At 43.3% G+C, this 26,190-nt stretch carries 16 protein-coding genes; 5 read left to right on the top strand and 11 right to left on the bottom strand.

Translation table 11 applies throughout. The features are described from left to right. Positions 1-61 precede the first annotated feature (61 nt). The 3 genes from RMZ43_RS29075 to RMZ43_RS29065 all read left to right on the top strand — a co-directional run bounded on the left by RMZ43_RS29075 (position 62) and on the right by RMZ43_RS29065 (position 6,414). Positions 62-2,749 carry a TIGR03960 family B12-binding radical SAM protein gene (locus RMZ43_RS29075; protein WP_322653685.1) on the top strand — a complete coding sequence of 896 codons (2,688 nt, stop codon included), beginning with the start codon at positions 62-64 and terminating at the stop codon, positions 2,747-2,749. An 855-nt stretch (positions 2,750-3,604) separates the two neighbouring features. Then, positions 3,605-5,749, top strand: coding sequence for an Rne/Rng family ribonuclease (locus tag RMZ43_RS29070; RefSeq protein ID WP_322653686.1), 2,145 nt, complete (start codon positions 3,605-3,607; stop codon positions 5,747-5,749). Between the two features lie 8 nt (positions 5,750-5,757). Beyond that, on the top strand, positions 5,758-6,414 hold the full coding sequence (locus tag RMZ43_RS29065) for a ribonuclease HII (RefSeq protein ID WP_322653687.1): 657 nt from the start codon (positions 5,758-5,760) through the stop codon (positions 6,412-6,414). Between the two features lie 8 nt (positions 6,415-6,422). On the opposite strand, the gene RMZ43_RS29060 is transcribed toward RMZ43_RS29065, so the two are convergent. Continuing rightward, positions 6,423-7,010, bottom strand: a complete 588-nt coding sequence (locus RMZ43_RS29060) for a DUF1997 domain-containing protein (RefSeq protein WP_322648587.1) — start codon at positions 7,008-7,010, stop codon at positions 6,423-6,425. 569 nt (positions 7,011-7,579) lie between these two features. Between RMZ43_RS29060 and pheA the strand changes: the two genes are divergently transcribed. Continuing rightward, a complete protein-coding gene (pheA, locus tag RMZ43_RS29055; protein WP_322648586.1) occupies positions 7,580-8,458 on the top strand; it encodes a prephenate dehydratase in 879 nt (292 codons plus the stop codon). 176 nt (positions 8,459-8,634) lie between these two features. Here the strand turns inward: pheA and RMZ43_RS29050 are convergent, their stop codons facing one another. The 9 genes from RMZ43_RS29050 to RMZ43_RS29010 form a co-directional block, all read right to left on the bottom strand. Continuing rightward, positions 8,635-9,282: an LON peptidase substrate-binding domain-containing protein gene (locus tag RMZ43_RS29050; RefSeq protein ID WP_322648585.1), complete on the bottom strand. Its 648-nt coding sequence runs from the start codon at positions 9,280-9,282 to the stop codon at positions 8,635-8,637. 206 nt (positions 9,283-9,488) lie between these two features. Beyond that, entirely contained in the window at positions 9,489-9,806 is a 318-nt protein-coding gene (rpsJ, locus tag RMZ43_RS29045) for a 30S ribosomal protein S10 (protein WP_017320518.1), read from the bottom strand. A gap of 215 nt (positions 9,807-10,021) precedes the next feature. Continuing rightward, positions 10,022-11,251, bottom strand: coding sequence for an elongation factor Tu (gene tuf / locus RMZ43_RS29040; RefSeq protein WP_109011175.1), 1,230 nt, complete (start codon positions 11,249-11,251; stop codon positions 10,022-10,024). Between the two features lie 23 nt (positions 11,252-11,274). Further along, positions 11,275-13,353: an elongation factor G gene (gene fusA / locus RMZ43_RS29035; protein WP_322648584.1), complete on the bottom strand. Its 2,079-nt coding sequence runs from the start codon at positions 13,351-13,353 to the stop codon at positions 11,275-11,277. Positions 13,354-13,492: 139 nt separating this feature from the next. Continuing rightward, complete coding sequence (gene rpsG, locus RMZ43_RS29030) at positions 13,493-13,963, bottom strand: 30S ribosomal protein S7 (protein ID WP_069070112.1); 471 nt, start codon at positions 13,961-13,963, stop codon at positions 13,493-13,495. Between the two features lie 530 nt (positions 13,964-14,493). Further along, positions 14,494-14,877, bottom strand: a complete 384-nt coding sequence (gene rpsL, locus RMZ43_RS29025; RefSeq protein ID WP_012410236.1) for a 30S ribosomal protein S12 — start codon at positions 14,875-14,877, stop codon at positions 14,494-14,496. Positions 14,878-15,025: 148 nt separating this feature from the next. After that, on the bottom strand, positions 15,026-15,355 hold the full coding sequence (locus RMZ43_RS29020; protein WP_322653688.1) for a HesB/IscA family protein: 330 nt from the start codon (positions 15,353-15,355) through the stop codon (positions 15,026-15,028). Between the two features lie 228 nt (positions 15,356-15,583). After that, positions 15,584-16,003: a cupin domain-containing protein gene (locus RMZ43_RS29015; protein WP_322648582.1), complete on the bottom strand. Its 420-nt coding sequence runs from the start codon at positions 16,001-16,003 to the stop codon at positions 15,584-15,586. A gap of 285 nt (positions 16,004-16,288) precedes the next feature. Continuing rightward, positions 16,289-18,337: a phosphodiester glycosidase family protein gene (locus tag RMZ43_RS29010; protein WP_322653689.1), complete on the bottom strand. Its 2,049-nt coding sequence runs from the start codon at positions 18,335-18,337 to the stop codon at positions 16,289-16,291. A 1,012-nt stretch (positions 18,338-19,349) separates the two neighbouring features. Between RMZ43_RS29010 and RMZ43_RS29005 the strand changes: the two genes are divergently transcribed. Then, positions 19,350-24,014 (top strand): glutamate synthase-related protein, encoded by a 4,665-nt coding sequence (locus RMZ43_RS29005; protein ID WP_322648580.1) that lies wholly within the window; start codon positions 19,350-19,352, stop codon positions 24,012-24,014. Positions 24,015-24,737: 723 nt separating this feature from the next. Here the strand turns inward: RMZ43_RS29005 and RMZ43_RS29000 are convergent. Further along, positions 24,738-25,646 carry a polysaccharide deacetylase family protein gene (locus RMZ43_RS29000; protein ID WP_322648579.1) on the bottom strand — a complete coding sequence of 303 codons (909 nt, stop codon included), beginning with the start codon at positions 25,644-25,646 and terminating at the stop codon, positions 24,738-24,740. Positions 25,647-26,190 lie beyond the last annotated feature (544 nt).

Here is a 26,190-nt window from a genome sequence, read left to right as displayed (position 1 = left end):
CTAATTCAATGCTAAGGTTGGGTTTGAGTAGCTGTAATTAAGGTAGCTAGAAGATAGCACAGTGGCTGTTGCAGTTGAAAAATTAATAACATCGGATATTTTAAAACCAGGGCGTTACCTGGGTAATGAGCGTTTAGCAGTACACAAACCTTGGGATACGGCAGCAATACGCTGGGTATTAACTTATCCAGAAGTATATGAAGTCGGTGCATCCAATTTAGGGCACATCATTCTCTATAACATTTTGAATGCCCAACCGCGTCAATTGTGCGATCGCGCCTACCTGCCAGGAAAAGACCTGGCAGCCAAACTACGCGAAACTAATACGCCATTGTTTGCTGTAGAGTCAAAGCGATCGCTCACAGAATTTGACATTTTAGGTTTTAGCCTCAGTTACGAACTGGGTGCTACTAATATCCTAGAAATGTTGGATTTAGCTGGAATTCCCTTGACATGGCGAGAACGGCAAAAAGCAAGGGACGCAGGGGGAGAACTTACGAATCTCCAATCCCAGTTTCCATTGATTTTTGCCGGTGGGCAAACAGCAACATCTAATCCTGAACCTTATGCCGACTTCTTCGACTTTATCGCCCTTGGAGATGGAGAAGAACTGCTGCCAGAAATTGGCTTGGTACTAGAAGAAGGTAAACAAGCAGGATTGAGTCGGGAACATCTGTTACTGGACTTAGCACAGATACCAGGTGTATATGTGCCTCAGTTTTACGACATGGCACAGGATGGCTCAGTTCATCCTCGTCGCCTAGACGTACCAAAACGAATTTTGCGAAGGGTTGCAACTCCCATACCCGCGTATTCCATTGGGTTAGTTCCCTACGTGGAAACGGTGCATGACCGCTTGACCATTGAGATTAGGCGTGGTTGCACTCGTGGCTGTCGCTTTTGTCAACCAGGAATGCTAACTCGACCAGCACGGGACGTAGAACCCAATCAGGTTGTAGATGCAATTGAACAGGGGATGCGGGCAACTGGTTACAATGAGTTCTCCCTATTATCTCTGAGTTGTTCTGATTATTTGTCCCTGCCAGCAGTGGGGATGGAAATCAAAAATCGCTTAAAAAATGAAAATATTTCTCTGACTCTACCAAGCCAACGGGTAGACAGATTTGATGAAAATATTGCCAATATCCTTGGAGGTACGCGGCAAAGTGGACTGACTTTTGCTCCAGAAGCTGGAACTCAGCGAATGCGAGACATTGTAAATAAGGGTTTGACAAATGAAGAATTATTGCGAGGGGTGAAAACCGCTTGGGAGCAAGGCTGGGATAAAATCAAGTTGTATTTTATGATTGGCTTGCCGGGTGAAACGGATACTGATGTTTTAGGCATTGCCGAGACAGTAAGCTGGCTACAGCGAGAATGTCGGGGCAAGGGCAGAAAACCTCTAAACTTTAACCTGACGATTTCTAACTTTACGCCCAAGCCGCATACACCATTTCAATGGCACTCAGTTTCTACCACTGAATTTAAACGCAAACAAAACCTGTTGCGGCAAGAATTCCGCCGAATAAAGGGAGTGAAGGTAAATTTTACCGATGTTCGCATTTCGGCAATGGAAGATTTTGTGGGACGAGGCGATCGCAATTTGAGCAAAGTAGTCAGGCGTGCCTGGGAATTGGGTGCAGGTATGGATTCCTGGTATGAAAATTTAGATCAGGCTTTTAGCGCTTGGGGAGATGCGATCGCTGGGGCCGATCTAGACTGGAAATACCGCCAAGTAGAAAATGGCGAATGGAATTTGTTTCACGCACAAGATCAGACAAGATCGCCAGACGCGGAAAATACCCAAATTTGTACAGACGCGATTAATCGCGTCTCTCCCCACTCCCTCGATACTCCCCTCCCTTGGGATCATATTGATACCGGAATTGACAAAAAGTGGCTCAAAGAAGACTTGCAACGCGCCTTAGAAGCTGCAATTGTACCCGATTGCTCTTTTGAAGGTTGTTCCCACTGTGGCGTATGTGGAACCGACTTTGGCCATAACGTTGTGATTGAATCACCAGCTATTGCGAAGTTCGCTGGCGAGTTTGTCCCCAACACAACTAAGGTACAAAGACTGCGAGTTTGGTTTGGGAAACAGGATAATATGGCTCTGGTAAGCCACCTAGATTTAATCCGTCTCTTTGACCGAGTTGTGCGGCGAGCAGGCTTACCAATCGCTTTCACTGGTGGATTTCATCCAATGCCGCGAATTTCTGTAGCAACTGCTTTAGCTTTAGGAGCTACTAGTAGTGGTGAAATTGCAGATTTTGAGTTAACTGTACCAGTGGCAGTCGATACTTTTCGAGAACAGTTGGTTCGGGAAATGCCCACAGACATACCTATATATAATGTGGAGCAGATAGATTTAAAAACTCCGGCAGCTACTCAACTGCTGGAAACAGCAGAATATTTAATTACCGTAGCAGCACTTGAAGAAGTAACACTTATACAATGGCAAGAATGGATTAATACCATCAAAGCAAAAGATGAACTGTGGTACGAGCATACAACAAAGTCAGGCAAGAGCCAGTTAATAAATCTGCGCGATCGCTTATTTGAACTGGAATTAGTAGAAACCCACAAAGGCATTGCAGAATCTATATCTGTTATCCGTTATGTAGGTAGCTATCGCCAAGATGGTTTTCTATTGCGTCCTGAACAAATCCTGTTTATGCTAGGCATGGTGGCTAGTAGAGAATTCCAACTCCTGCACATCCACCGCAATCGGCTAATTTTAGGGGTATAATCCCTGTAGGGCAGCTTGCTAGTAGTTGTCCTAACATGGCTATATCGTTGGAATTGATTTTTAGCAAGGTTGCGTTAGAATGGGGTGAAGAGAAATTTTCTGGCGCTGCATTGAATTTAGCTGGTTCACTACCCTGGTGTTCAGGGGGCGAAAGCAAAGATATTTAGAGTGCAAATTCTAGGATTTTATCCCAGATAAACTGAGGCAGATTAAAGAACCCACACTCTCTCTATAGCTACCTTGTGAATCAGTAACTAACAGCAGGTTCGCTTAAATTCTCTAAATCCATGCTTTTTAAACAGCTGCTGAATGTTTAATCCCCAGTAGTGCCAAAGAGCTAGTGAGCTACTTTTCTAGAGTTGTTCGCCTTTGGCATTCCCGTAGGTTAAACAACTGCTCTCGGTTAGGTCGAATTTGCAGACGTTCACTAGACGCGCAAAGCGCGGCTTAAAGTAGAGTAGCAGCTGGCGTTGCTGAGTATAACCCTAAGGAGAAATCCGGGGAATGGAAAATAGAAATAGTTTCTTTTTCTTAACGACATCAGTAGGTTACTCTCAAATAAAGCTTCCTGAGTTAAAAACTCACTCAGGATTCAGAACTTTTAAACTCAGAACTCTCTTTATTGAGAGTATTGCATCACAAATCAACCACGGATGGTTGATTTAATTGCTTAAACATGCAGCCGTTCTGGAATAATCCACCGTAAAAATGCTCTTAAGAGCGCCAATAGCTATTTAATTTAGAAGCTCAGGTTTGCGATTTTTATTATCAGTAGCACCTTTTGAGGGTTGCAGGGGCAACAAAGGTATAACAAACCTCCAGACCTATTGGTGCTGCCAATTTTGAGGAAATTGAATGCCAAAACAAATTATCATCGCGGAGCAGCACCAAATTGCTGCTGTCTTTTCTGAAGATCAAATACAGGAACTAGTTGTTGCTACGGGTCATCATCAAATAGGTGATATCTACTTAGGAGTAGTAGAAAACGTATTACCTGGGATAGATGCGGCTTTTGTCAATATTGGCGACCCAGAGCGCAACGGTTTTATTCACGTCACCGACTTAGGGCCATTAAAGCTAAAGCGTACCGCAGCAGCAATTACAGAATTACTAGCACCACAGCAGAAAGTTTTGGTGCAAGTAATGAAAGAACCAACGGGGACAAAAGGCCCCCGACTTACGGGTAATATTACTTTACCTGGACGCTACGTAGTACTGATGCCCTATGGTAGAGGTGTAAATTTATCCCGACGGATTAAAAGTGAAAGTGAGCGCAACCGCTTGCGGGCACTAGCAATTTTGGTCAAACCGGCGGGAATGGGTTTGCTTGTGCGTACAGAAGCAGAAGGCAAACCCGAAGAAGCGATTATGGAAGATTTGGAATTGCTGCAAAAGCAATGGGAAGCCATTCAGCAAGAAGCGCATTCCACCCGTGCTCCAGCACTACTCAACCGTGACGATGACTTCATTCAGCGCGTATTGCGGGATATGTACGGCGCCGATGTAAATCGGATTGTGGTGGATTCCAGTACTGGTTTGAAGCGCGTGAAGCAGTACTTGCAGAACTGGAGCGGAGGTCAAACACCGCAGGGATTGTTAATTGACCATCACCGCGATCGCTCCCCCATTTTAGAGTACTTCCGTATCAGTGCCGCCATTCGAGAAGCCCTCAAACCGAGAGTAGACCTACCTTCTGGAGGTTACATCATTATTGAGCCGACAGAGGCATTAACCGTAATTGATGTTAACTCAGGTTCCTTCACGCGATCGGCAACAGCTAGAGAAACAGTTTTGTGGACAAACTGCGAAGCTGCAACAGAAATTGCTCGCCAGTTGCGTCTGCGGAATATCGCCGGAGTGATCGTTGTTGATTTTATTGATATGGAATCACGACGCGATCAACTACAAGTTCTCGAACACTTTAATAAAGCACTCAAAGCAGACAAAGCTCGTCCGCAGATTGCCCAATTAACCGAACTGGGTTTAGTAGAACTGACCCGCAAACGGCAAGGTCAAAATATTTACGAATTGTTTGGTGAAGTTTGCCCCACTTGTGGCGGTTTAGGACATACTGTGCGTCTGCCTGGAGAAATCGAAAACCGATTACCAATACCAGCAGAAACACCAGAGCGTGAACGTGAACGTTTTGTACCATTGCCTCATCGAGAACCACGTCAGCCTACTGCCCGCATCCCAGAACCACGAGAAACTTATGATGGATTTGGGGAAGCATTTGACAGCGATCTAGAATCGGGTAACTTAAATCTGATCAATCATCCTAGTTATCAAGACCTTAATGATAATAAGCGTCGTACCCGCACTCGCCGTAGTCGAATTGCTATTAATGGATTAAACGGAAAAGATGAAGCTAGGGTTGTAGCCAATCCACTGGCTTTTGTTAACGAGCCAGACTTAGACCTTGATATTGAACCAGAACTAGGAGTTGCACCAGAGATTTCCTCACCTACCCTTGGTAAACCAGGTTGGAGTGAAAGAGTAGAGCGCACTGTAGTAGATCGCACTATAGACCGGACTGTAGAACGCGCTAAAATTATCAAAGCAGAGCCAGTCAAACCAGTGGTAGAACCACCGGAGATTAGAACTGTAGAAATGAGCCTCCAGGAACAGGATATCTTTGCTTTGATGGGAATATCTCCCTTGGTGAAGTTAGAGCAAGAGGTTAAAAATCCCAAGTCTGTGATTATTAACGTGATTCAACCTGGCCAACAGCCAACGACTCCAACTGAATCAACCTCAGAATCAACTATTGTCCAAAAAGCAACACCTGAAATAATCCCAAGCAAGATACCAATACCAAAAGTTATTGAGCCAGAACCAAAACCTTTGATAGAAGAGACAACTGAACCATCTGAGACTGCTAGCCCAACGAGTAGCTTGTCTGCGAAAGCTTCTGCTAACGAAGATGAAAGTGATGCTAACAGCGCCGCCACTGCTAGCCGTCGCCGTCGCCGTCGTTCCTCAGCTATCGAGGATAATTAGTTTGCTTTATGGTAGAAATGTCGCCAACGTCCTTGGAACAATCCAATTGGCTGGAGTTTTCTACCTTGTCAGGGCTGCCAGGGTTGGTTGCAGGTGTAGATGAAGTAGGGCGAGGCGCTCTATTTGGGCCTGTGGTGGCGGCAGCAGTGATCCTACCAGATCATGCTTTGCCAATACTAATGGCAGCTAAAATCAAAGATAGTAAAAAGTTATCTAGTTCTCGTAGAACTCAGCTAGCACACCAAATTTGTGAGCTGGCTATAGACTGGAAAATTGGGTTTGCTTCTACTGCCGAAATTGACAAGATAAATATTTTGCAAGCAACGCTCTTAGCAATGAAGCGGGCTGTACTGAAGTTAAAGGTACAGCCTGCACTTTGCCTGGTTGATGGTAATCAGTCAATCAAAGATTTCCTATTGCCGCAACAAACAATAATTAGGGGGGACGAGCGATCGCTCGCCATTGCCTCTGCTAGTATTGTTGCCAAGGTTTGGCGTGACAATTTGGTACTGCGTCTAGCATTAAAATACCCTATGTACAGCCTGGAGTGTAACAAGGGTTATGGTAGCCAGCAGCATTTGCTGGCTCTGCAACAATATGGGCCCTCGCCTCTACATCGTCAGTCTTTTCGTCCTTGCCAAATCAAAATACTAAACGCTGAGTGATTAAATAATTACTCAGCATTCAGGATTGGCAATTCAGTATTGTTACCGCTAAGTCCTCTATCTTTGGTTTGTGATATCACCCAATAGCGATAATCCGCCAAAAGTTGATTTAATAACCGTTGTTTGACTGATAACAACACGCTTTTGAGCAAAGCATTACCAGTAGTTTCTAAAATCGGCTTGGGAGTGAAAGAAAATGGCGGTGGCAAATCGACCAGCACTTCTAAATCAGCCCTTCCTTGCAGGCGAGTACCACTGCTTGACTCTTTGGGAGACAAATGTCCTTTTAAATTCAGAGCAAAACGCTGGTTAATATACTCGAAGCCCAGGATTTCACAGCCTAGCGATCGCAAATTAATTATTCCATTTGATTCTGCCCAAACTCTCATGTCTACAGTAGGTTGAATACTCAATGACATAAAACTTAACGGACGCATTTTCAAACGAAATACTTCCTCAGAAAGCTGCTCAATTCTACTATTGTCAGCCAAAGCCTTAACTAGACGTTGAGGCTGGCGTAAGTAGTGCTGAATGGGAATAGGCTGCTCTGGAACAGCGATTTCAACCGATTGGGAGGCAGTAAACCGGGTAGCCATGAGCGGATAAAAATATATGTTTCTTAATTTTAATATTTTTTAATAAATTAAATCTGATTATTAGAAAACTACAAAATTTATTGACTATAAAAATGATTGTTGCTTATCAGCTATACATTATTAGCAAAAAGTTGGTACGCTCATTACTATCTTTAGTTCAAAAAATATATATTCTAATTTAACTATTGACAGGAAAACAATAATATGCATACTTATAATATCAGAAACCAATATAATAATTGCTTTTAAATCTTTAGAGGAATCTAGCAAAAAAAACTACTAGGAAATCTATCTGATAGAAGTGCTGTTTTCCATAAATTGTTTTCTTAGATACATATTTCGCTCTATTCGCTTAGTGCGTAAATTTTAGAGATAACAGTGTTTAGTAAGAGTAGATTTGGATATATTAGCTAAGACCAAAACCTTATAATTTCTTAGGACTTACGCAAAAATTTCTAAAAAGCTTAATTTATCGAACCGCCAAGACGCCAAGAGCACCGAGAATTCGTAGAGTGTGCGTAAGTCCTATTTCTGTTTACCGATTAAACTCGCAAATCAAGGCTAAAAGCATGACTTTATTGATCGCACATTTAGGGCCTCCCGGCACTTATACAGAACAAGCAACTGTTTTTTATGCCAACTGGCTAACTAAAAATACGGCAGTTGAAGCTAGTCTATGTCCCTATCCCAGCATCTCCCAGTCACTGCACGCCGTTGCTGATGGTCAAGCCCACTTGGCTGTTGTGCCAGTAGAAAATTCTATTGAAGGGAGTGTGACTATGACACTAGATACACTATGGCAGTTGGACAGTTTGCAAATTCAGTTAGCCTTAGTATTACCTATTGTCCATACGTTAATTTCTTGCGCTTCTAGCTTAGATAAAATTAAAACTGTTTACTCTCACCCGCAAGCTTTGGCACAATGTCAGGGATGGTTAGAGAGGTTTCTCCCGACTGTACAGATTATTCCTAGCAATTCTACAACCGAAGCATTACAGCGATTGGAGCATGAGACAACAACAGCAGCGATCGCTTCTAGTAGAGCAGCTCAACTATACAACCTGCCCATACTTGCTAGTGGCATCAACGACTATCCAGAAAACTGTACTCGTTTTTGGGTAGTAAGTCAGGGTGAAGCAGATATTGGATATCAGGCATCAACAACAAGCGCCAGTCACACATCGCTAGCTTTTAGTATGCCTGCCAATACACCCGGAGCATTGCTCAAACCCTTGCAAATATTTGCTCAACGAGGAATTAACCTCAGCCGGATTGAATCTCGTCCGACGAAGCGATCATTAGGCGAATACTTGTTTTTCATGGATTTAGAAGCGGATACCAAAGAAGCACAAATGCAATCTGCTTTAGCAGAATTAACTATGCACACAGAAATTTTAAAAGTTCTTGGCGCTTACAATGTTTTGCCGATCAGCGCTGTTACTTCATAAGTTAGGAGTTAGGATTTTGGAGTTATCAGTTATTAATTATCAGGTAGGGAATATAAATTATAAGTTGCCAATCTTTTATTTTTTGTTATTTATTCCTAACTCCTCACTCCTCTACAGACGCGATTAATCGCGTCTTTACTCCTCACCCCTGTACAGACGCGATTAATCGCGTCTTTTCACTTTTGATTAAACGTGTCTTTAAGAACAGAGCGAGCGGCCAAGTGATTCCGAGTAGAGGTTAAAATTTCCGCTTCTCGCTCAAGACGAGTTGCAGTATCTTGCATTTCTAGCAATAACTGCTGCTCTGCGGCAACACCATAAAGATTACTCGCTACCCAATAAGATAACTCTGTTGGTAGGTCAGGCAAATCTTCTGGCAGTTCGATATTTTGTTCGGTTAATTTGGCTGATAGACGCACAACATCTCGCAGTAGTTGTTCTACCTCAGTTGATAAAGGTCGCAAATCTTTAGCAGGTGGTTGGTCTTCAATCCACTCAACTAAGCCAACGCGGTATGGTTTTTCACGAACATACTCTAATACCCGAAATCTTTGCTGCCCTAAAGTTAACATCTTGATGCGATCATCTGGCAGCCGTTGATGATGAACAATTTCCGCACAGCAACCAGTGTTTGCAATTGTACCTTTAACAGGATCGACCATCAAAACACCGAACCTGCGATCGCTCTCCAAAATCGTGTTCATCATGATTCGGTAGCGAAATTCAAAGATGTGCAGAGGCAATGGTCTGGTAGGAAACAGAACTACTTCGGGTAACGGGAACAGAGGTAGTTCACGAACTGCAATTTTAGAAGATGATGTCATTGTTATCTTGGTATAAACTTAATCTTTAAAATTTGTTTTTCTCTGCTTTTCCCGTACTTTATCTACATTCTATCATTTGTTTCCTAGCTAAATAAAAGCCCTGAGATATATTTCTTCAGGGCAATGTAAAAATTCATACTAATGTCATTTGTCTTTTGTACTTTGTTTGAGTACTTATGACTAATGACCACTGATTAATCACTAAATTAAAGTTTGACTTCGATATCTACACCCGATGGTAGATCCAATTTCATCAGGGCATCAATAGTCTTAGAAGAGGGCTGGTAAATATCAATAATCCGGCGATGAGTACGGGTTTCAAAGTGTTCCCGTGAATCTTTATCTACGTGAGGTGATCGCAGCACACAATAGATCCGGCGTTTTGTTGGTAAAGGAATTGGGCCTACGGCTGTAGCATTGGTGCGGTTAGCTGTGTCTACAATCTTCTCGCAAGATGTGTCTAATAAACGTCGGTCAAAAGCTTGTAAGCGAATTCTAATTTTCTGCTGCTGTAGAGTTGCCATCTTTAATTTTCCAGGTTCTGCGTAATTAGGGGTATGGTGAATGAAGGAGAGACGCGATTAATCGCGTCTGTACAAGAGTGGTAAGTGGGGTTAAAGGAGACAAAATTGCTTGGCTTGTTCCTACTTACTCCCTACTCCCTTTAATTAAAAAGGAAGAGAAAGGAGCAGAGAGGCACAATAAAGACCATCTCTGCTCCTTTGTTATGAGCGAAATGCTACTTGATAATTTTGGAGACGACACCAGCACCAATGGTACGGCCACCTTCGCGGATAGCGAAGCGCATTCCTTGTTCAATAGCGATCGCGTTGATCAATTCTACTGTCATCTTGATGCGATCGCCTGGCATCACCATTTCTACTTCTTTGCCTTCATCGGAGGTGTAAGCTTTGATGGTACCAGTTACATCAGTTGTCCGCACATAGAATTGGGGACGGTAGCCAGCGAAAAATGGAGTCTTACGACCACCTTCTTTTTCTGTTAGGACATAAACCTCACCTTCAAATTCATTGTGAGGTTTAATCGAACCAGGTTTAGCGATGACCATACCCCGTTCAATATCAGCCTTTTGGATACCCCGGAGTAGTACCCCAGCGTTATCCCCAGCCATACCTTGGTCGAGACTCTTCTTGAACATCTCAATACCAGTTACGGTAGTGGCGCGAGTATCTCTGATACCCACTAGTTCAACGTTATCGCCAACTTTGACTACACCCCGCTCAATCCGACCGGTGGCAACAGTACCACGACCTGTAATTGAGAAAACGTCTTCTACAGCCATCAAGAAGGGTTTATCAACATCCCGCTCAGGAGTGGGGATGTAAGAATCTACAGCATCCATCAATTCGTAGATTTTGTCTACCCAAGGATTTTCACCGCGTTGGGTTTTAGGATTCTTGGTCATTGCTTCCAGAGCTTGCAGACCAGAGCCTTTGATAATGGGGATATCATCGCCAGGGAAATCGTAGCTTGAAAGCAGTTCTCTAAGTTCTAGTTCTACTAGTTCCAAGAGTTCTGGGTCATCCATTAAATCTTCTTTGTTCAAGAAGACAACCAGACTGGGAACGCCTACCTGTTTTGCTAACAGGATGTGTTCGCGGGTTTGGGGCATAGGGCCATCGGTAGCAGCAACTACGAGGATACCTCCGTCCATCTGAGCAGCACCGGTGATCATGTTCTTCACATAGTCAGCGTGGCCTGGACAGTCTACGTGAGCATAGTGCCGATTTGCAGTTTCATACTCTACGTGAGCGGTATTGATGGTAATACCCCGTGCTTTTTCTTCTGGAGCATTATCAATTTGGTCGTAGCCCTTAGCTACAGCCTGACCCATAGCTGCCAAGGTCATGGTGATGGCTGCTGTCAAGGTAGTTTTACCGTGGTCAACGTGGCCAACTGTACCGATATTAATGTGGGGTTTATTCCTTTCAAACTTTGCGCGTGCCATGAATGCTCATTTCCTTATTTTAACTAAGCGTTCCCTTTGCTTTTTGCAATGATAGTTTCAGCTACGCTGCGAGGCACCTCTTCGTAGTGGCTGAACTCCATCGTGAAGGTACCCCGACCTTGCGTTTTTGACCGGATATCAGTGGCGTAGCCAAACATGCTCGCCAGTGGAACTTTAGATGTTACCTTAGCGAGTCCCTTTTCGGTGCTTTGGCTTTCAATCTGCCCTCGACGGGTGTTGAGGTCGCCAATGACGTTCCCCATATAGTCTTCAGGAACTTCAACTTCAACTTTCATCATAGGCTCTAAGATGACAGGTGAAGCTTTCAGCACAGCCTCTTTCATCGCCATTGAGCCGGCGATTTTGAAAGCCATTTCTGAAGAGTCTACATCGTGGTATGACCCATCAATTAAGGTCGCTTTAACGTCAATCAAAGGATATCCAGCTAGAACACCGGATTCGCAGCTTTCTTTCATCCCTTGTTCTGCGGGGCCAACGTACTCTTTAGGTACTGAACCACCAGCAATTTTGGAAACGAATTCAAAGCCAGTACCGGGTTCTCCAGGCTCCAAATTGATCACAACGTGACCGTATTGACCTTTACCACCACTTTGGCGGATGAATTTGCCTTCAACTTTGTTCACAGCTTTCCGAATTGTTTCTCGGTAAGCTACTTGTGGCGCACCTACATTCGCTTCCACCTTGAATTCTCGTAACATCCGGTCTACTAGAATTTCTAGGTGTAGCTCTCCCATTCCCGCGATTACGGTCTGGTTTGTTTCCGGATCGACGCGGACTCGGAAGGTGGGGTCTTCTTCTGAGAGAGATTGTAGAGCTTTGGACAGTTTGTCCATGTCGTTCTTGGTTTTGGGTTCAACCGCCACCGAGATCACAGGCTCAGGAATGAATAGGGATTCCAGAATTACTGGTGATCCATCATCACAGAGTGTGTCACCTGTCAAGGTGTCTTTCAATCCCAGAGCTGCTCCCAAATCACCCGCTCGCAGTTCATCGACATCTTGCCGATCGTCTGCCTTCATTAGAACTAAGCGGGAAATCCGTTCTTTTTTATTCTTACTAGCGTTGAGAACGTAGCTGCCCTTTTTCAGGACACCAGAATAAACGCGAACAAATGTCAGGCGACCGTAAGGGTCAGCCATAATCTTGAATGCCAGAGCAGCTAGAGGTTCGTCGTCATCAGCCCGCCGCTCAACAGTATCGCCATTGGGCAGTAAGCCTTGAATTGGCGGTACTTCACTGGGCGCTGGCAGGTAATCTACAACGGCATCCAGCATCAACTGTACGCCTTTGTTTTTGAATGCTGAACCGCAAAGTACTGGTACAATTGTCCCGTCAATTGTGCCTTTACGCAGGGCTGTCCGAATTTCCTCTTCTGTAAGTTCTTCGCCATCGAAGTACTTAGTCATCAGAGCATCATCGGTTTCTGCTGCGGCTTCTACTAGCTTGGTGCGGTATTCTTCTACCTGCGCTTGCAATCCTTCCGGGATATCGGTTTCCTGGATATCAGTACCTTGGTCATTTGCGTAAATATACGCACGTTGCCGTACTAAGTCAACGATACCTTGGAAGTCGTTTTCACTACCAATCGGTAGTTGAATAGCGATCGCATTCGCCCGTAGGCGATCGCGAATTTGTTCATGAACTTTATAAAAGTTCGCTCCGGTGCGATCCATCTTGTTGATAAAGGCGATCCGAGGAACTTTGTAGCGTTCTGCTTGCCGCCACACTGTCTCAGACTGCGGTTGCACGCCGCCCACAGAACAAAATACTGCGATTACACCATCCAACACGCGCATGGAACGCTCAACTTCAATTGTGAAGTCTACGTGACCCGGAGTATCGATAATGTTTATTTGATGATCTTTCCAACTGGTACTGATAGCAGCAGCTGTAATGGTGATTCCCCGCTCCCGCTCTTGCTCCATCCAGTCTGTGACGGCAGTTCCTTCATGAACTTCGCCAATTTTATGAATTATCCCAGAGTAAAATAATATTCTCTCTGTTGTTGTTGTTTTGCCCGCATCTATATGCGCCGCAATACCAATGTTGCGTACTTTCTCTAGCGGGATCGTGCGTGCCACAGCTACCTCCTATAGTTTTTGCCTCATGATATCTTGTATATTACTCTTTGTTAAGATTCTATACTTTTAGGGAAAACCGTCTTCTTTTTGTAAATCATACGATATACCGCTTCTGAAGGGCGATATATCGCTTTTCTACTTAGTAACGATAGTGGGCGAATGCTTTGTTAGCTTCTGCCATCCGGTGCGTTTCTTCACGTTTCCGAATCGCATTGCCAGTTTCGTTGGCAGCATCCATTAATTCATTTGCCAGTTTGCTTGCCATTGTCCGGCCTGGTCTGGAGCGAGAATATTGCACTAACCAACGCAGTGCTAGGGTAGTACCCCGTTCTGTACGCACTTCCATTGGTACTTGGTAGGTTGCTCCACCAACTCGCCGAGCTTTTACTTCTACTAAAGGCGTGGCATTTCGCACTGCTCTTTCAAAGGTTTCCAAAGCACCAGCACCAGTGCGTTCTTCAATAGTTTTTAATGCATCATAAACAATCCGTGCGGCAAGTGATTTCTTGCCATGACGCATGATCCGCCTGATAATCATGCTCACAAGGCGACTGTTATATACAGAGTCAGACGGAACTGGGCGCCTTTGAATAACACCACGACGAGACATACTTCACCTTTAATTCGGAATTGGCAACGAAATTATATGCTATCAGACACCGGAAACTAAAAGCTGTGGAACTAAACCCTCAGACTTTCTCAATTTTGTTTTCGACTGTTACAGCAAGGCTGACTTAAATTGACTGCTAATTTTGGATTAGAGTTTTTGGTAGATGTTCCGACCACAAGGATTGGAAAAAATCAAAAGTCTGTAAGCCTCATCCCCCTGTGGGTTCGACCAATCCAAAAGTGCAAATCTAAAATTTAAAATTCATTGAATTACTAGCTGCAACTAAATACTCAAGGCGACAAGACTCTAAACTTTAATGTCCAGATTAGAATTCTGCTGTGGGTTACAGCATTCTCCTCAGAACTTCTACACTTGCTCGCTTAGTGTAGGTGTAGCCTGCTTGATTTTTTTAACAGACTTGAGCAGCTTTCGTAACTGCTCTTAGTACACAGACCTTGATAGTTATTTTTGTCTTTGAGCGCTTGTAAGCTAGACGATTAATCGTGTTGGATGCGATTAATCGCCCGATCCTATTTTTTCGCTTCTTTCGGACGCTTGGTTCCATACTTGGAACGCCCTTGTTTACGGTCTTTGACTCCGGCTGTATCTAGGGTGCCACGGATAATGTGGTATCTCACACCTGGTAGATCCTTAACCCGACCACCACGAATCATTACAACTGAGTGTTCTTGTAAGTTGTGACCAATACCTGGAATATAAGCTGTGACTTCAAATCCAGAGGTAAGTCTGACTCTTGCTACTTTACGTAGAGCTGAGTTAGGTTTTTTTGGTGTAGTCGTGTATACTCTGGTACAAACTCCCCGACGTTGGGGGCATTGTTTCAGAGCTGGGGACTTGGTTTTCTGACGCGCTTGTTCGCGCTCGTTACGTATTAGCTGCTGTATTGTTGGCATGAGTTACAGCGCGTAAAGCTGCTTATATGTCTAAGTTTTAACAAATCCTAATTATATCGTTTTTTACGGTTTTATGTCAATTGTAATTTTTCCTTAATTAGTTAGTCATTTTTCCTTTATTATTGGCAAACGATCGCTAAATTTTGGACTATTGACTAGTTATGGAGAATGAATTACCACAGCCACAGGTTGCGATCGCCTGAGGGTTTTGGAAGCGAAAACCACCACCCATTAAGTCTTCTGAATAATCCATCCTCAAACCATTGAGGTAACTTAAGCTTGTGGCATCTATGACTACTTGAATCTCATCCAAGTTGAAAACCTGGTCGTCAACTTTTATTGCTTTATCGAAGGACATATCATAAAATAACCCAGAACAACCACCTGGTTTTACTGCCAATCGAAATAAGACATTTGGTTGCTGCTTGGACTTTATTCGCCCAATCTCACTCGCGGCTGCTTGACTCAGATGAATCATGGAACTCGTTTTTTATAATTGAAAACCCTATCTTGATTTTACAGACGGATGGATTAATCCTAGCTTCTTGAAAATTCCAAATCATCGAAGCTATGAGGGTGATCACTACTACTACATTTATAGCACAAAATATTTCAGTCCCCACCTAGTTAAGGTGGGGACTTCTGGGGTGTAGTGGTTCCCAAAGACAGTTTGCACAAAAATGTATTCAGTTTTTAGATTAGAGCTTTAATCTTTGGTACGAGCATAGTCATCTTGGTAGCGAATAATATCATCTTCTCCTAAATATTCGCCATTTTGCACTTCAATCAACACCAAAGGGATCACGCCAGGATTCTCTAAACGATGAGATGTACATTGGGGTACATAAGTTGACTCATTATTACTCAGTAGTACTTCTCTCTCGCCACAAGTTACCCTAGCTGTGCCAGATACGACAATCCAATGTTCGCTGCGGTGGTGGTGCATTTGCAGACTGAGGCGGTGTCCGGGCTTAACTTCAATGCGCTTGATTTTGTATCCGCGCCCTTCTTCCAAAACTGTAAAAGCACCCCAAGGACGTAGCTCTGTTGCAGCAATGCCTCTGGAAGTGATATTTGAAGGTAGATGTAGAGTTTCAGTCTGTGTAGTTTCTTGATATCGAGCCATAGTTACCTCATTTGAAGACATAACAAACCGTTAGTACTCTTACTATTGATAAAAAATCTGGCGCTATCTTGCAACGTTGGAAACCAGCAATTTTGTCGCACCTTGATAAAGATAGCAAAATCAAACGTGACGGTGTAAATCATCACTCCTAAAACTCTTGCATCTACACTAAGTCTTCATCAAGCAAAATGGCAGCTTGTTCTAATCTTTAAAAAAATAGGAAGTGAGGAGTGGGGAGTTGGAGCGAAGGATTATCTCCCTTATCCCCCATTCCCTACTCCCTGATTATCGTGGTTTTAGGAAAATACCAATTCCATTATGAACACGAGCAGTTGTACTAGGGGAGCGATCAAGTAGTTGTCCTCCTAAATAAAGGCTGGTAGAACTACCGCCGTCCAAATTTAGGGCATCCACACAGCCCATCTGTTGCAGCAATTGGGCATGTTCTCCCAAATTAGGGCCATAACCGCCCGGACGATTATGTGTGGCAGTAATCATCAATGTACCTGTTGCTGTTGTGCAAATACCGCTACGAATAGCCTTTTCGGCAATAAAAGCATTGCTGAATTTTTCGCCTTTGGCATCGAGGACAATTTGACGGTTTTGGACTAATAGCGGCCCGGCTCCGATTATGTGGGGATAACGACTAAAATCAGCCGGGGTAGTGGTGCTGGAAATGCTTACTGCGGTTCCAATAGGTAGCTGTGAGGCAGCACTAGCTGCGTTGGCACGTAAGGTTAGTAGGTAGCCATCCTGAGGAATGGGAACGGCTGTCTCACCAACTTTGCCGCCTGGTAATTGTTGAGTAATTTGGTTTTTCTCTACCACTAGGATAATTTCGTTATCCGTCAAGGGCGTATAAGTTGATCCCCAAGCTGGCGTGTAACGAGCAATACCACTCTGGATGTAGCCGCTATTGAGAAACAGAATTGGTAGGCGCTGGTCATTTGCCGTGATTAAAGTTTCTTCTAAGGTGAGACGACCGAAGTAAAATTGACCAGAATCATTCCAAGCGATCGCACCTCGGTTGAGAATGGGGCTTGATAACCACTGACCATCCCGACGAATCGCACCCAAGGGGAATCTGTTATTGCGGTTAAAATAACCACCATTAATTCCAGCTACTGCTAAGTAACGTTGTGCTGTTTGAATTAAGGGAGCAGTACCCGCAAGTCCATCAGAACTAGCCCACATAGGTTTTAGAGTTAGCCCAAATTTACGAGGATTAACTTCTAACCAGACTACTGGAAAGCGTTCTGTACCTAAGCTGACATAATGCTGTCGCCAGCGCAATCCTGGGGCCCAAGTAATATCTCTTTCTTCTAAGGGATCGGGTCGAATATTGATAATCAGGCGATTGGGGTTATCTACAGTACTAACTTGAGGCGATAGACCGAAGGGAACGCTCAGACTAATTATGGTTTGGTTTTTCACGACCTCCACTTGTTGAATTAGTGGTTCAGGTACTGGTGCAGGTGCTGGTGCTGGTGGTATTGGTTGTGTTGGTGTAACTGGTAATAATTGTTTGAGCAAGTTTGGCAGCAATGTTGGTGGTACTGCTGGTGCTGGTGGTGGCTGGGGGGTATAGCGTTCTATCAAAAGGGGATCGGCTATTCCATCCAGCGTAATTGTCCACTCTCGATTTGGAGGTGTAGTGGGTTTTAGGGTTGGTGTATCTGGATCGAGGGATGGAGTTTCAATTTTTTTAATAATTGACCCTTGTGCAACTTGCCAGGGAGTTGGATGATCTAAATTGACAAGAATCCGAGTCTGTTGCAAAGGGGTACTCGCTTCTGGAGGTTCCTGGCTTTGAACAATGTTTGTAATTTGCACTTTTGGGGTAGCAATCACCAAAATGTTGCCATTGGTTCGGATTTCCCATCCAGATGTTTGAGCAAAATTAGTAATATCAAGATAGCGATATGCGCCTAGTAGCTTAGTGGATAAAATCAGTGGCTTTGTCACCGATGAAAACCACTGTATTGGTTGCGTTGCTGAGTTACTACTGTTTAAGAAATTTACTCCAATTAACTGCCTAAATGCCCCATCACTGAGATGAGTTGTAATCCGACCAGCTTTTCCAGATTGCTGTAACCAAGTTCCTGGTAGAGTACGACCATTGAGGGAAATTTGATTACCAGAGGATACTACGCCTGTTAAAGCAGGTGTAGGTGACTGGGAGATAAGCCTGGGTCTTGATTGGGCGTTTTTTGAGGACTCTTGGGCGATCGCAGCACATGTAGTAGTTAAGCATAGTGTTATTAAAAATATTGATGACACAGTAGCCCGGAAAAATCTGCGTTCGCCATTCTCTGATTGGCAATAATTCGGCATTTTTACCATAATTTACTAGGTTTTTTGAAAACTATCAGCCAAGGTATAAACTAACTAATTATTTGGAAATATAAAAAAAACATGAGTTTATTTTTGAAAAAACATGCTATTGTATATATTGGCTAGTTATCTCTTTTAAAAGCCAAGAAGTTTATTTAGACGCTAAAGCAACTGCAATGAAGTGTTTTAACTGGCACTAATTCTAACCACACTATACACGGTAGTTTTGATTATCAAAACTGGATTAAGATATTTAATCCTGACTGAACGTTGCTAATTCAGTAGGGTCTAGTTAATAGTAATACATGCGCTAACTAGTAAGCGGAAAAACTCTAGATAACAAAGATATTTGGGAATTGTCAAATGGGTATATATTGTAATACGCTGATTTTATTGCTGGATCGGGATAACTAAATAATTACTAATTCGTAATTAATAAGGGTACAGCAGCCCACACTAAATTAAAGATTTAGTGGTTAACAAGACAATGGAGGGTGCGACCCCCCACTGATTACAACTACGAATTAAGGTAGCGTAACTTAAAGCCTTCTCTCTGCCTTGGCGCTAGCCTCTCCCTTTGGGAGAAGGAGAGAGGCTAGCGCCAACGTTTAAAGCAAGTCCTTGATTGTCACGATCAATTATGAATTATTTCGACTTTGGCTTTAAAAAATACTACAGCGTTTAGTTTTGTTTCAGGTGAGCCGAAATAGGCTCTATGAGTAGCTAGCGTGCATCTGGAAAAAGAGAATTGAGAAAATATTTAGCTTCACAATATAAAAAAGAAACTGTCAGGGCAAAAATAATGTCTTGGCGGAGGTAAGTTGTCTAACACCGCATAAATACATAAAAAGTACGCATAAATTTTAACACGGGTGAACTAAGAAAGTAAAACCGAAGTTAAAATTTTTTTTCCCTAAATTTCGGTGCTTTTATATTTTTCCATCGCTGAATTTAGAAATTTTTTCCATAACGTAGTGGCAAAATTGGTAACTCAATACTTCAGGAACAGGGTATGAATAATAAACCGATGAATCAAAACCAACAAATCACAGCGAATATCAACTCAAGAGATACCTATCAGGGGCAAAAGTGGTTAGTAGAGGAACGAGATGCCTGTGGTGTGGGTTTTATTGCTCATCGCCAAAATCATACCAGCCACGAAATTGTCGAAAAAGCCTTAGCTGCTTTAACTTGCTTAGAACACCGGGGAGGTTGTAGCGCCGATCAAGATTCTGGTGATGGTGCTGGAGTATTGACAGCTATCCCTTGGGAGTTGTTCCAACAAGACTTTGCCGAAAGTGGAAAGGAACTTCCATCCATCAATAATATAGCTGTTGGGATGATCTTTCTACCACAAGACCAGGAAGCAGCACAAAAAGCTAGGGCGGCAGTTGAGCAAGTGGCTGCTGAAGAAAAATTCACTGTACTGGGTTGGCGAGTTGTGCCAGTGCAACCTGATTTGCTTGGGGTACAAGCAAGAGAAAATCAACCCCAGATTGAACAAGTTTTATTAGCTTCTGTTGACAAAAGCGGCGATGAATTAGAACGGCAATTGTACATTACCCGCCGCCGAATTAGTAAAGTTGCAACTAATATCTCAGAAGAATTTTATATCTGCTCGTTGTCAAGCCGCACAATTGTCTATAAAGGCATGGTGCGTTCTGCCGTATTGGGCAGCTTTTATGACGATTTAAAAAATCCAGCTTACAAAAGCGCCTTTGCTGTCTATCACCGCCGCTTTAGTACCAACACAATGCCCAAGTGGCCCCTAGCTCAACCAATGCGGCTTTTGGGCCACAACGGCGAAATCAATACTTTGTTGGGTAACATCAACTGGATGATGGCACGAGAAGCTAGCCTAAACCATCCTGTATGGGGCGATCGCATCAAGGAACTCAAGCCATTAGTTCATATTGATAACAGCGACTCAGCTACCCTAGACAATGTGCTGGAATTGCTGGTTTGCTCTGGACGCAGCCCTTTGGAAGCTTTAATGATTATGGTTCCAGAGGCTTACCAAAATCAGCCTTCTTTAGCTAACTCTCCAGAAATTGTTGATTTCTACGAATATTACAGTGGTCTGCAAGAAGCGTGGGACGGGCCAGCACTTTTAGTATTCAGCGATGGCAAAAAAGTTGGTGCAACACTAGATCGTAATGGCTTAAGACCAGCTCGCTACCTGATCACCAAAGACGACTACATTGTGGTAGCTTCGGAAGCTGGTGTAGTAGACTTTCCAGAAGCTGATATTGTCGAGAAAGGTAGGCTCGGCCCAGGACAAATGATTGCCGTGGATTTAGTAAATCATGAAGTCCTGAAAAATTGGGAGATTAAGCAGCGCATTGCCAAGCAGCACCCTTATGGTGAATGGCTGCAACAGTACCGTCAAGAACTAAAGTCATTAGTTGGTCATCCGTCATTAGCAAATGGCAATGGCAAAGGACAAGTGACAATTGACAAGCAAACATTGCTTCAGCTGCAAACTGCCTTTGGCTACACCACAGAAGATGTAGAAATGGTGATTCATCCAATGGCGATCGCAGGTTCAGAGCCAACTTTCTGCATGGGGGATGATATTCCTTTAGCAGTGCTGTCAACAAAACCCCACCTGCTGTATGACTATTTCAAACAGCGTTTTGCTCAGGTGACTAACCCAGCGATTGATCCCCTGCGGGAAAAGCTAGTGATGTCTTTGAAAGTCGAACTGGGTGAACGGGGTAATTTATTAGAACCTAAAGCCGAATATGCTCGGAGATTGAAACTTGAATCGCCAGTATTAACAGATGGTGAGTTAGAGGCAATTAAGCTGTCAGGATTTGCCACGGCTGAGTTGTCAACCCGATTTGCGATCGCTACCGGCCCTGAAGGATTAAAGGCCGCAGTCCAATCTTTACAAGCACAAGCAGCCCAATCAGTCCGCGCAGGTGCAAAAATTTTAATCTTAAGCGATAAGGCAAATGACGGTATCAGCCCAGAAGATACATACATTCCTCCCCTGTTAGCAGTGGGTGCTGTACATCATCACCTGATTCGGGAAGGGTTGCGAATGAAAACATCCCTAATTGTCAATACTGCTCAATGCTGGAGTACTCATCACTTTGCTTGTCTCATTGGCTACGGTGCTGGTGCAGTTTGTCCGTATATGGCTTTGGATACAGTGCGTGATTGGTGGTCTGATCCCAAAACTCAAAAGTTAATGGGTGTAGAAAAAATTCCCACCCTCACCCTAGAACAAGCTTTAGGAAACTATCGCAAAGCAGTAGAGTCAGGTTTGCTAAAAATTCTCTCCAAAATGGGAATTTCTCTGCTCTCCAGCTATCAAGCAGCCCAAATCTTTGAAGCTATTGGCATTGGTGGAGATTTAATCAAACTGGGATTCCGGGGTACGACTTCCCGTATCGGTGGTTTGAGTGTTAACGAACTAGCTGATGAAGTGCTTTCCTTCCACTGCAAAGCTTTCCCAGAAGTGACGGCCAATAAGTTACAAAACCTCGGCTTTGTGCAGTATCGCCCTGGCGGCGAGTACCACATGAATAGCCCAGAAATGGTTAAGGCGCTGCATAAGGCTTTAGATGGCAAAAACTACGACCACTACGAAGTTTACAAGAAGCATCTTCAAGGTAGGCCAGTAACAGCCTTGCGCGACTTGCTAGACTTCCAAGGCGATCGCACCCCAATTTCTATAGAAGAAGTTGAGTCGGTAACTGAAATTGTTAAGCGCTTCTGCACCGGTGGCATGTCTTTGGGTGCTTTGTCAAGAGAAGCCCATGAAACTTTAGCGATCGCCATGAACCGCATTGGCGGTAAATCTAACTCTGGAGAAGGCGGCGAAGATCCAGTGCGCTATACGGTTTTAGATGATGTAGACGAGTCTGGTCACTCGCCAACCTTACCTCATTTAAAAGGATTGCGGAATGGCGATCAAGCCTATAGTGCCATCAAGCAAGTTGCATCAGGACGCTTTGGTGTCACGCCAGCGTACCTAGTCAACGCCAAACAAATTGAAATCAAAATTGCCCAAGGTGCTAAACCTGGGGAAGGTGGACAGCTACCAGGGCCCAAGGTGAGCCAATACATAGCGATGTTAAGGCGCTCGAAGCCAGGTGTCACGCTGATTTCACCACCACCGCACCACGATATCTATTCCATTGAAGACTTAGCACAACTGATTTTTGATCTGCACCAAATTAATCCCAAAGCCAAGGTGTCGGTGAAGTTAGTTGCAGAAGTTGGCATTGGCACGATCGCAGCTGGTGTAGCCAAGGCAAACGCTGATATTATCCAGATTTCTGGACATGATGGTGGTACAGGTGCATCGCCACTAAGTTCGATTAAACATGCTGGTTCACCGTGGGAACTGGGTTTAAGTGAAGTGCATCGCGTCTTGATGGAAAATAGCCTGCGCGATCGCGTGATTTTGCGCGTAGATGGCGGACTCAAGAGTGGCTGGGATGTGGTAATAGGTGCATTGATGGGCGGTGAAGAATTCGGTTTCGGCTCCATCGCCATGATTGCTGAAGGCTGTATCATGGCGCGAGTTTGCCACATGAATACCTGCCCTGTGGGTGTTGCTACGCAAAAAGAAGAACTCCGCAAGCGGTTTACCGGAATGCCGGAACAGGTTGTCAACTTCTTCTACTTCATCGCCGAAGAAGTGCGTAGTTTGTTAGCACGACTTGGCTACCGTTCTTTGTCAGAAATTATTGGACGTGCAGATTTGTTGAAACTGCGCCCAGAGGCAAAACTCACCAAAACGCAGTCATTGAACCTAGATTGTTTACTGAAGCTACCAGATACCAGAGACAATCGTGATTGGTTACTGCATGAAGAAGTCCACAGCAACGGCGTGGTTTTGGATGACAAGATGCTTGCCGATTCCGACATTCAGACTGCCATTAGGGATCAGTCCACTGTTACCAAGACTTACCCAATTATCAATACTGACAGAACAGTAGGTACAAGATTAGCGGGAGCGATCGCTTCTCAATACGGTGACAGCGACTTTGAAGGACAAATTAATCTCAATTTTACAGGTAGTGTTGGGCAAAGCTTTGGTGCGTTCAACCTCCCCGGTATAATTTTGACCCTGACAGGAGAGGCAAACGACTACGTAGGTAAAGGAATGCATGGTGGTCAAATCATCATCAAACCTTCACCCGATGCTACCTATAACGCATCACAAAACGTCATAGTTGGCAATACGTGCCTCTATGGTGCTACTGGTGGCATGTTATTTGCCAACGGTTTAGCAGGAGAGCGCTTTGCTGTGAGAAACTCCAAAGCCATAGCAGTGATTGAAGGCGCTGGAGATCACTGCTGTGAATACATGACTGGTGGTGTGATTGTCGTCCTCGGCAAAGTAGGACGTAACGTAGCAGCTGGAATGACTGGTGGATTGGCGTACTTCTTAGATGAAAACGACTCATTTCGTGAGTTAGTCAACCCGGAAATTGTCAAAATCCAACGGGTGATTACAGAAGCAGGTGCAAAACAACTGCAAGAGTTAATCAAAACTCATGCTGAACGCACTGGTTCACCAAAGGCGAAGAAAATTCTGCAAAACTGGCAAGAATTTTTGCCGAAATTCTGGCAGTTAGTTCCGCCTTCTGAAGCTGATAGTCCAGAAGCCGATCCTGAGCAAAAAACAACTAAGTTTAGTTTAGTAAGCAGTCATTAAGAGACTTCCAACAAATAAATTATCCAATCTTATGAGGCAGGCCGGAAAGCCTGCCTTTTGATAAAACAAGGTTCTCATACCCCAAATAAGTAAAATACCTCAAGAGAAATACCCTTGAGGTATAAGCATAATTGTTTAAGAATAAAGTTTAGATTCTTAGACAATCATTCACTCCCCAGCAAAATCTATAAAAACCTTGATTTCTTGTTGAGAGGTGGAGAGGAGTGTGAACGGTTACATTTTTTCAGAAAATAGCTCTACTGTTATACAGGCTCTACTCTCACAGTGCGCCATCTCCTCGCTTGCTTATCTATTACTTGAATATTTCTCAACATTTGTAATAGCGATCGCTCTCGTTTTTTCTAAACTTTATTCGTTCGTTATTCATTCTCAATAAAAATCTAACTTTAGCGATAAAACTAAGAGCTGGTCAAGTGTATCTGAAACTTAAGTGTTCAACATACTTATCAAACAAGCTTTCCAATATTAAGAAAAATGTGGTTAACAGATAGCTTGATTGCTCTTAGGCAAGGATATTTCATACAACGAGATAAAAATAATAATGATATCTAGAGGTGGAAAAAAATCGGTAACTAACAAGTGTGAATCTTGTTGAATAATCGCAGGAAGTAGCAGACTATCGACAAATCTGGGAACGAAGATATGAATTATGGTTAGTATTTAGCCAATTACTATTAACTAATTACCTATAATTAATAATTATTACTTTTTTTTAGCAATGAACTTTTGGTCTGCATCTTCCATTTCTAAAAGTTCTGGAATAGTAACAAAGCGATAGCCTTGCTTTCTAAAGTTGCTAATAATTTCTGGTAAAGCTTGCACAGTTCTAGAACGGTTACCGCCACCATCATGCATTAGGACAATACCACCAGGTTTTGAATCTCTAATCACATTATTTATCAACTTTGGTACAGCCGGCAACTTGTAATCTGTGGAGTCAGCTGACCACATCACCACAGCATATTTTTCGCCTTTCGCATAAGCAGCTAATCCATTGTGCAGAATGCCACCAGGCGGTCGGAAGAGGTTTGTTTTAGCACCTGTAACTTGATAAATGAGGTCTGCTGTGCGATCTATTTCAAAAGCAGCAGCTTGTGGATTCATGAAGTGATACCAGTGATGCCAAGTATGATTGGCAATGACGTGACCTTGAGCTACAATTTGCTTTCCTAACTCTGGATAATTTTTTAGGTTCTGCCCGACGACAAAAAACGTCCCTTTGATATTATTTGATTTTAGAATATCTAGCACTTGTTCTGTGGTCTTGGGCCAAGGGCCATCATCAAAGGTGAGAGCAATTACTTTTTCCCCCTTAGTAAGTTTTGCAGCGTTAATTATTGCCCCTTGAAAACGTGATGGTACAGAGTAGGCTAGTCCCTTTACTTGTGCTTCTTGCTGCCAAATTGTAAGCATCGCCGCCTTTAATTTCTCAATGCGCTGCTGAGTTCCTGCGTTTGCAGCTACCTCCTTGAAATTTATACTCTGTCTACTCTGAGCCTCCGAAAGATTTGGCCTTAGAAGCATCATGAAAGCAAGGCTAAAAACACCACATAAGGCAAGCAGTGCAACTAATATTCCTTCTGGCCACAGAAACGACTTATTGTTTTCCACCTCATAGCTCCTTCAAATATCGAACCATCAGCCACGTTATGACGGTACGTTATAGCACACTTTTTTTAGATATTTTAGATACCATTTGCTTTTTGGTAATCCTGAAAACTGGAATTGGGAATAATGAAAATTCACAATTTAGAAGACAGACTATACAGCTTTAACTGAAATCTAGATGCTCTAGATTTGGGCCATCGCTTATACAATACCTAATACTGTTTAATGTCAACCCATTTATAACAAACAAGATTCTTACCCCTAGCTTTAATAAAAAGCGCAATCGAATAATTAATGACATCCCAAAATCTTCTTTATCACAGTTCTGAATTAGTTTCTGTCTTTCTCTTCACCGCTAAGGTAGGATTATCCTTTCAAATTTTATAGCTTTCCAAATAAGATGTAGCTTAACTATCAATGCCTACAATTAGCATTTTTTGTGGGCTGAAGTTTTTAGAGCAATACTTTCTGACAGTAAAGCTGTATAAGTTGTAGCTGAGTAAATTATTTAATTAACATACAAAACTACTTATAAAGGCTGGAGTAT

The sequence above is a fragment of the Nostoc sp. CmiVER01 genome (assembly GCF_034531135.2).
Taxonomy (GTDB): domain Bacteria; phylum Cyanobacteriota; class Cyanobacteriia; order Cyanobacteriales; family Nostocaceae; genus Nostoc.
Note: the sequence above shows the minus strand (reverse complement) of the source record. Positions and strands in the feature narration are given on the sequence as shown.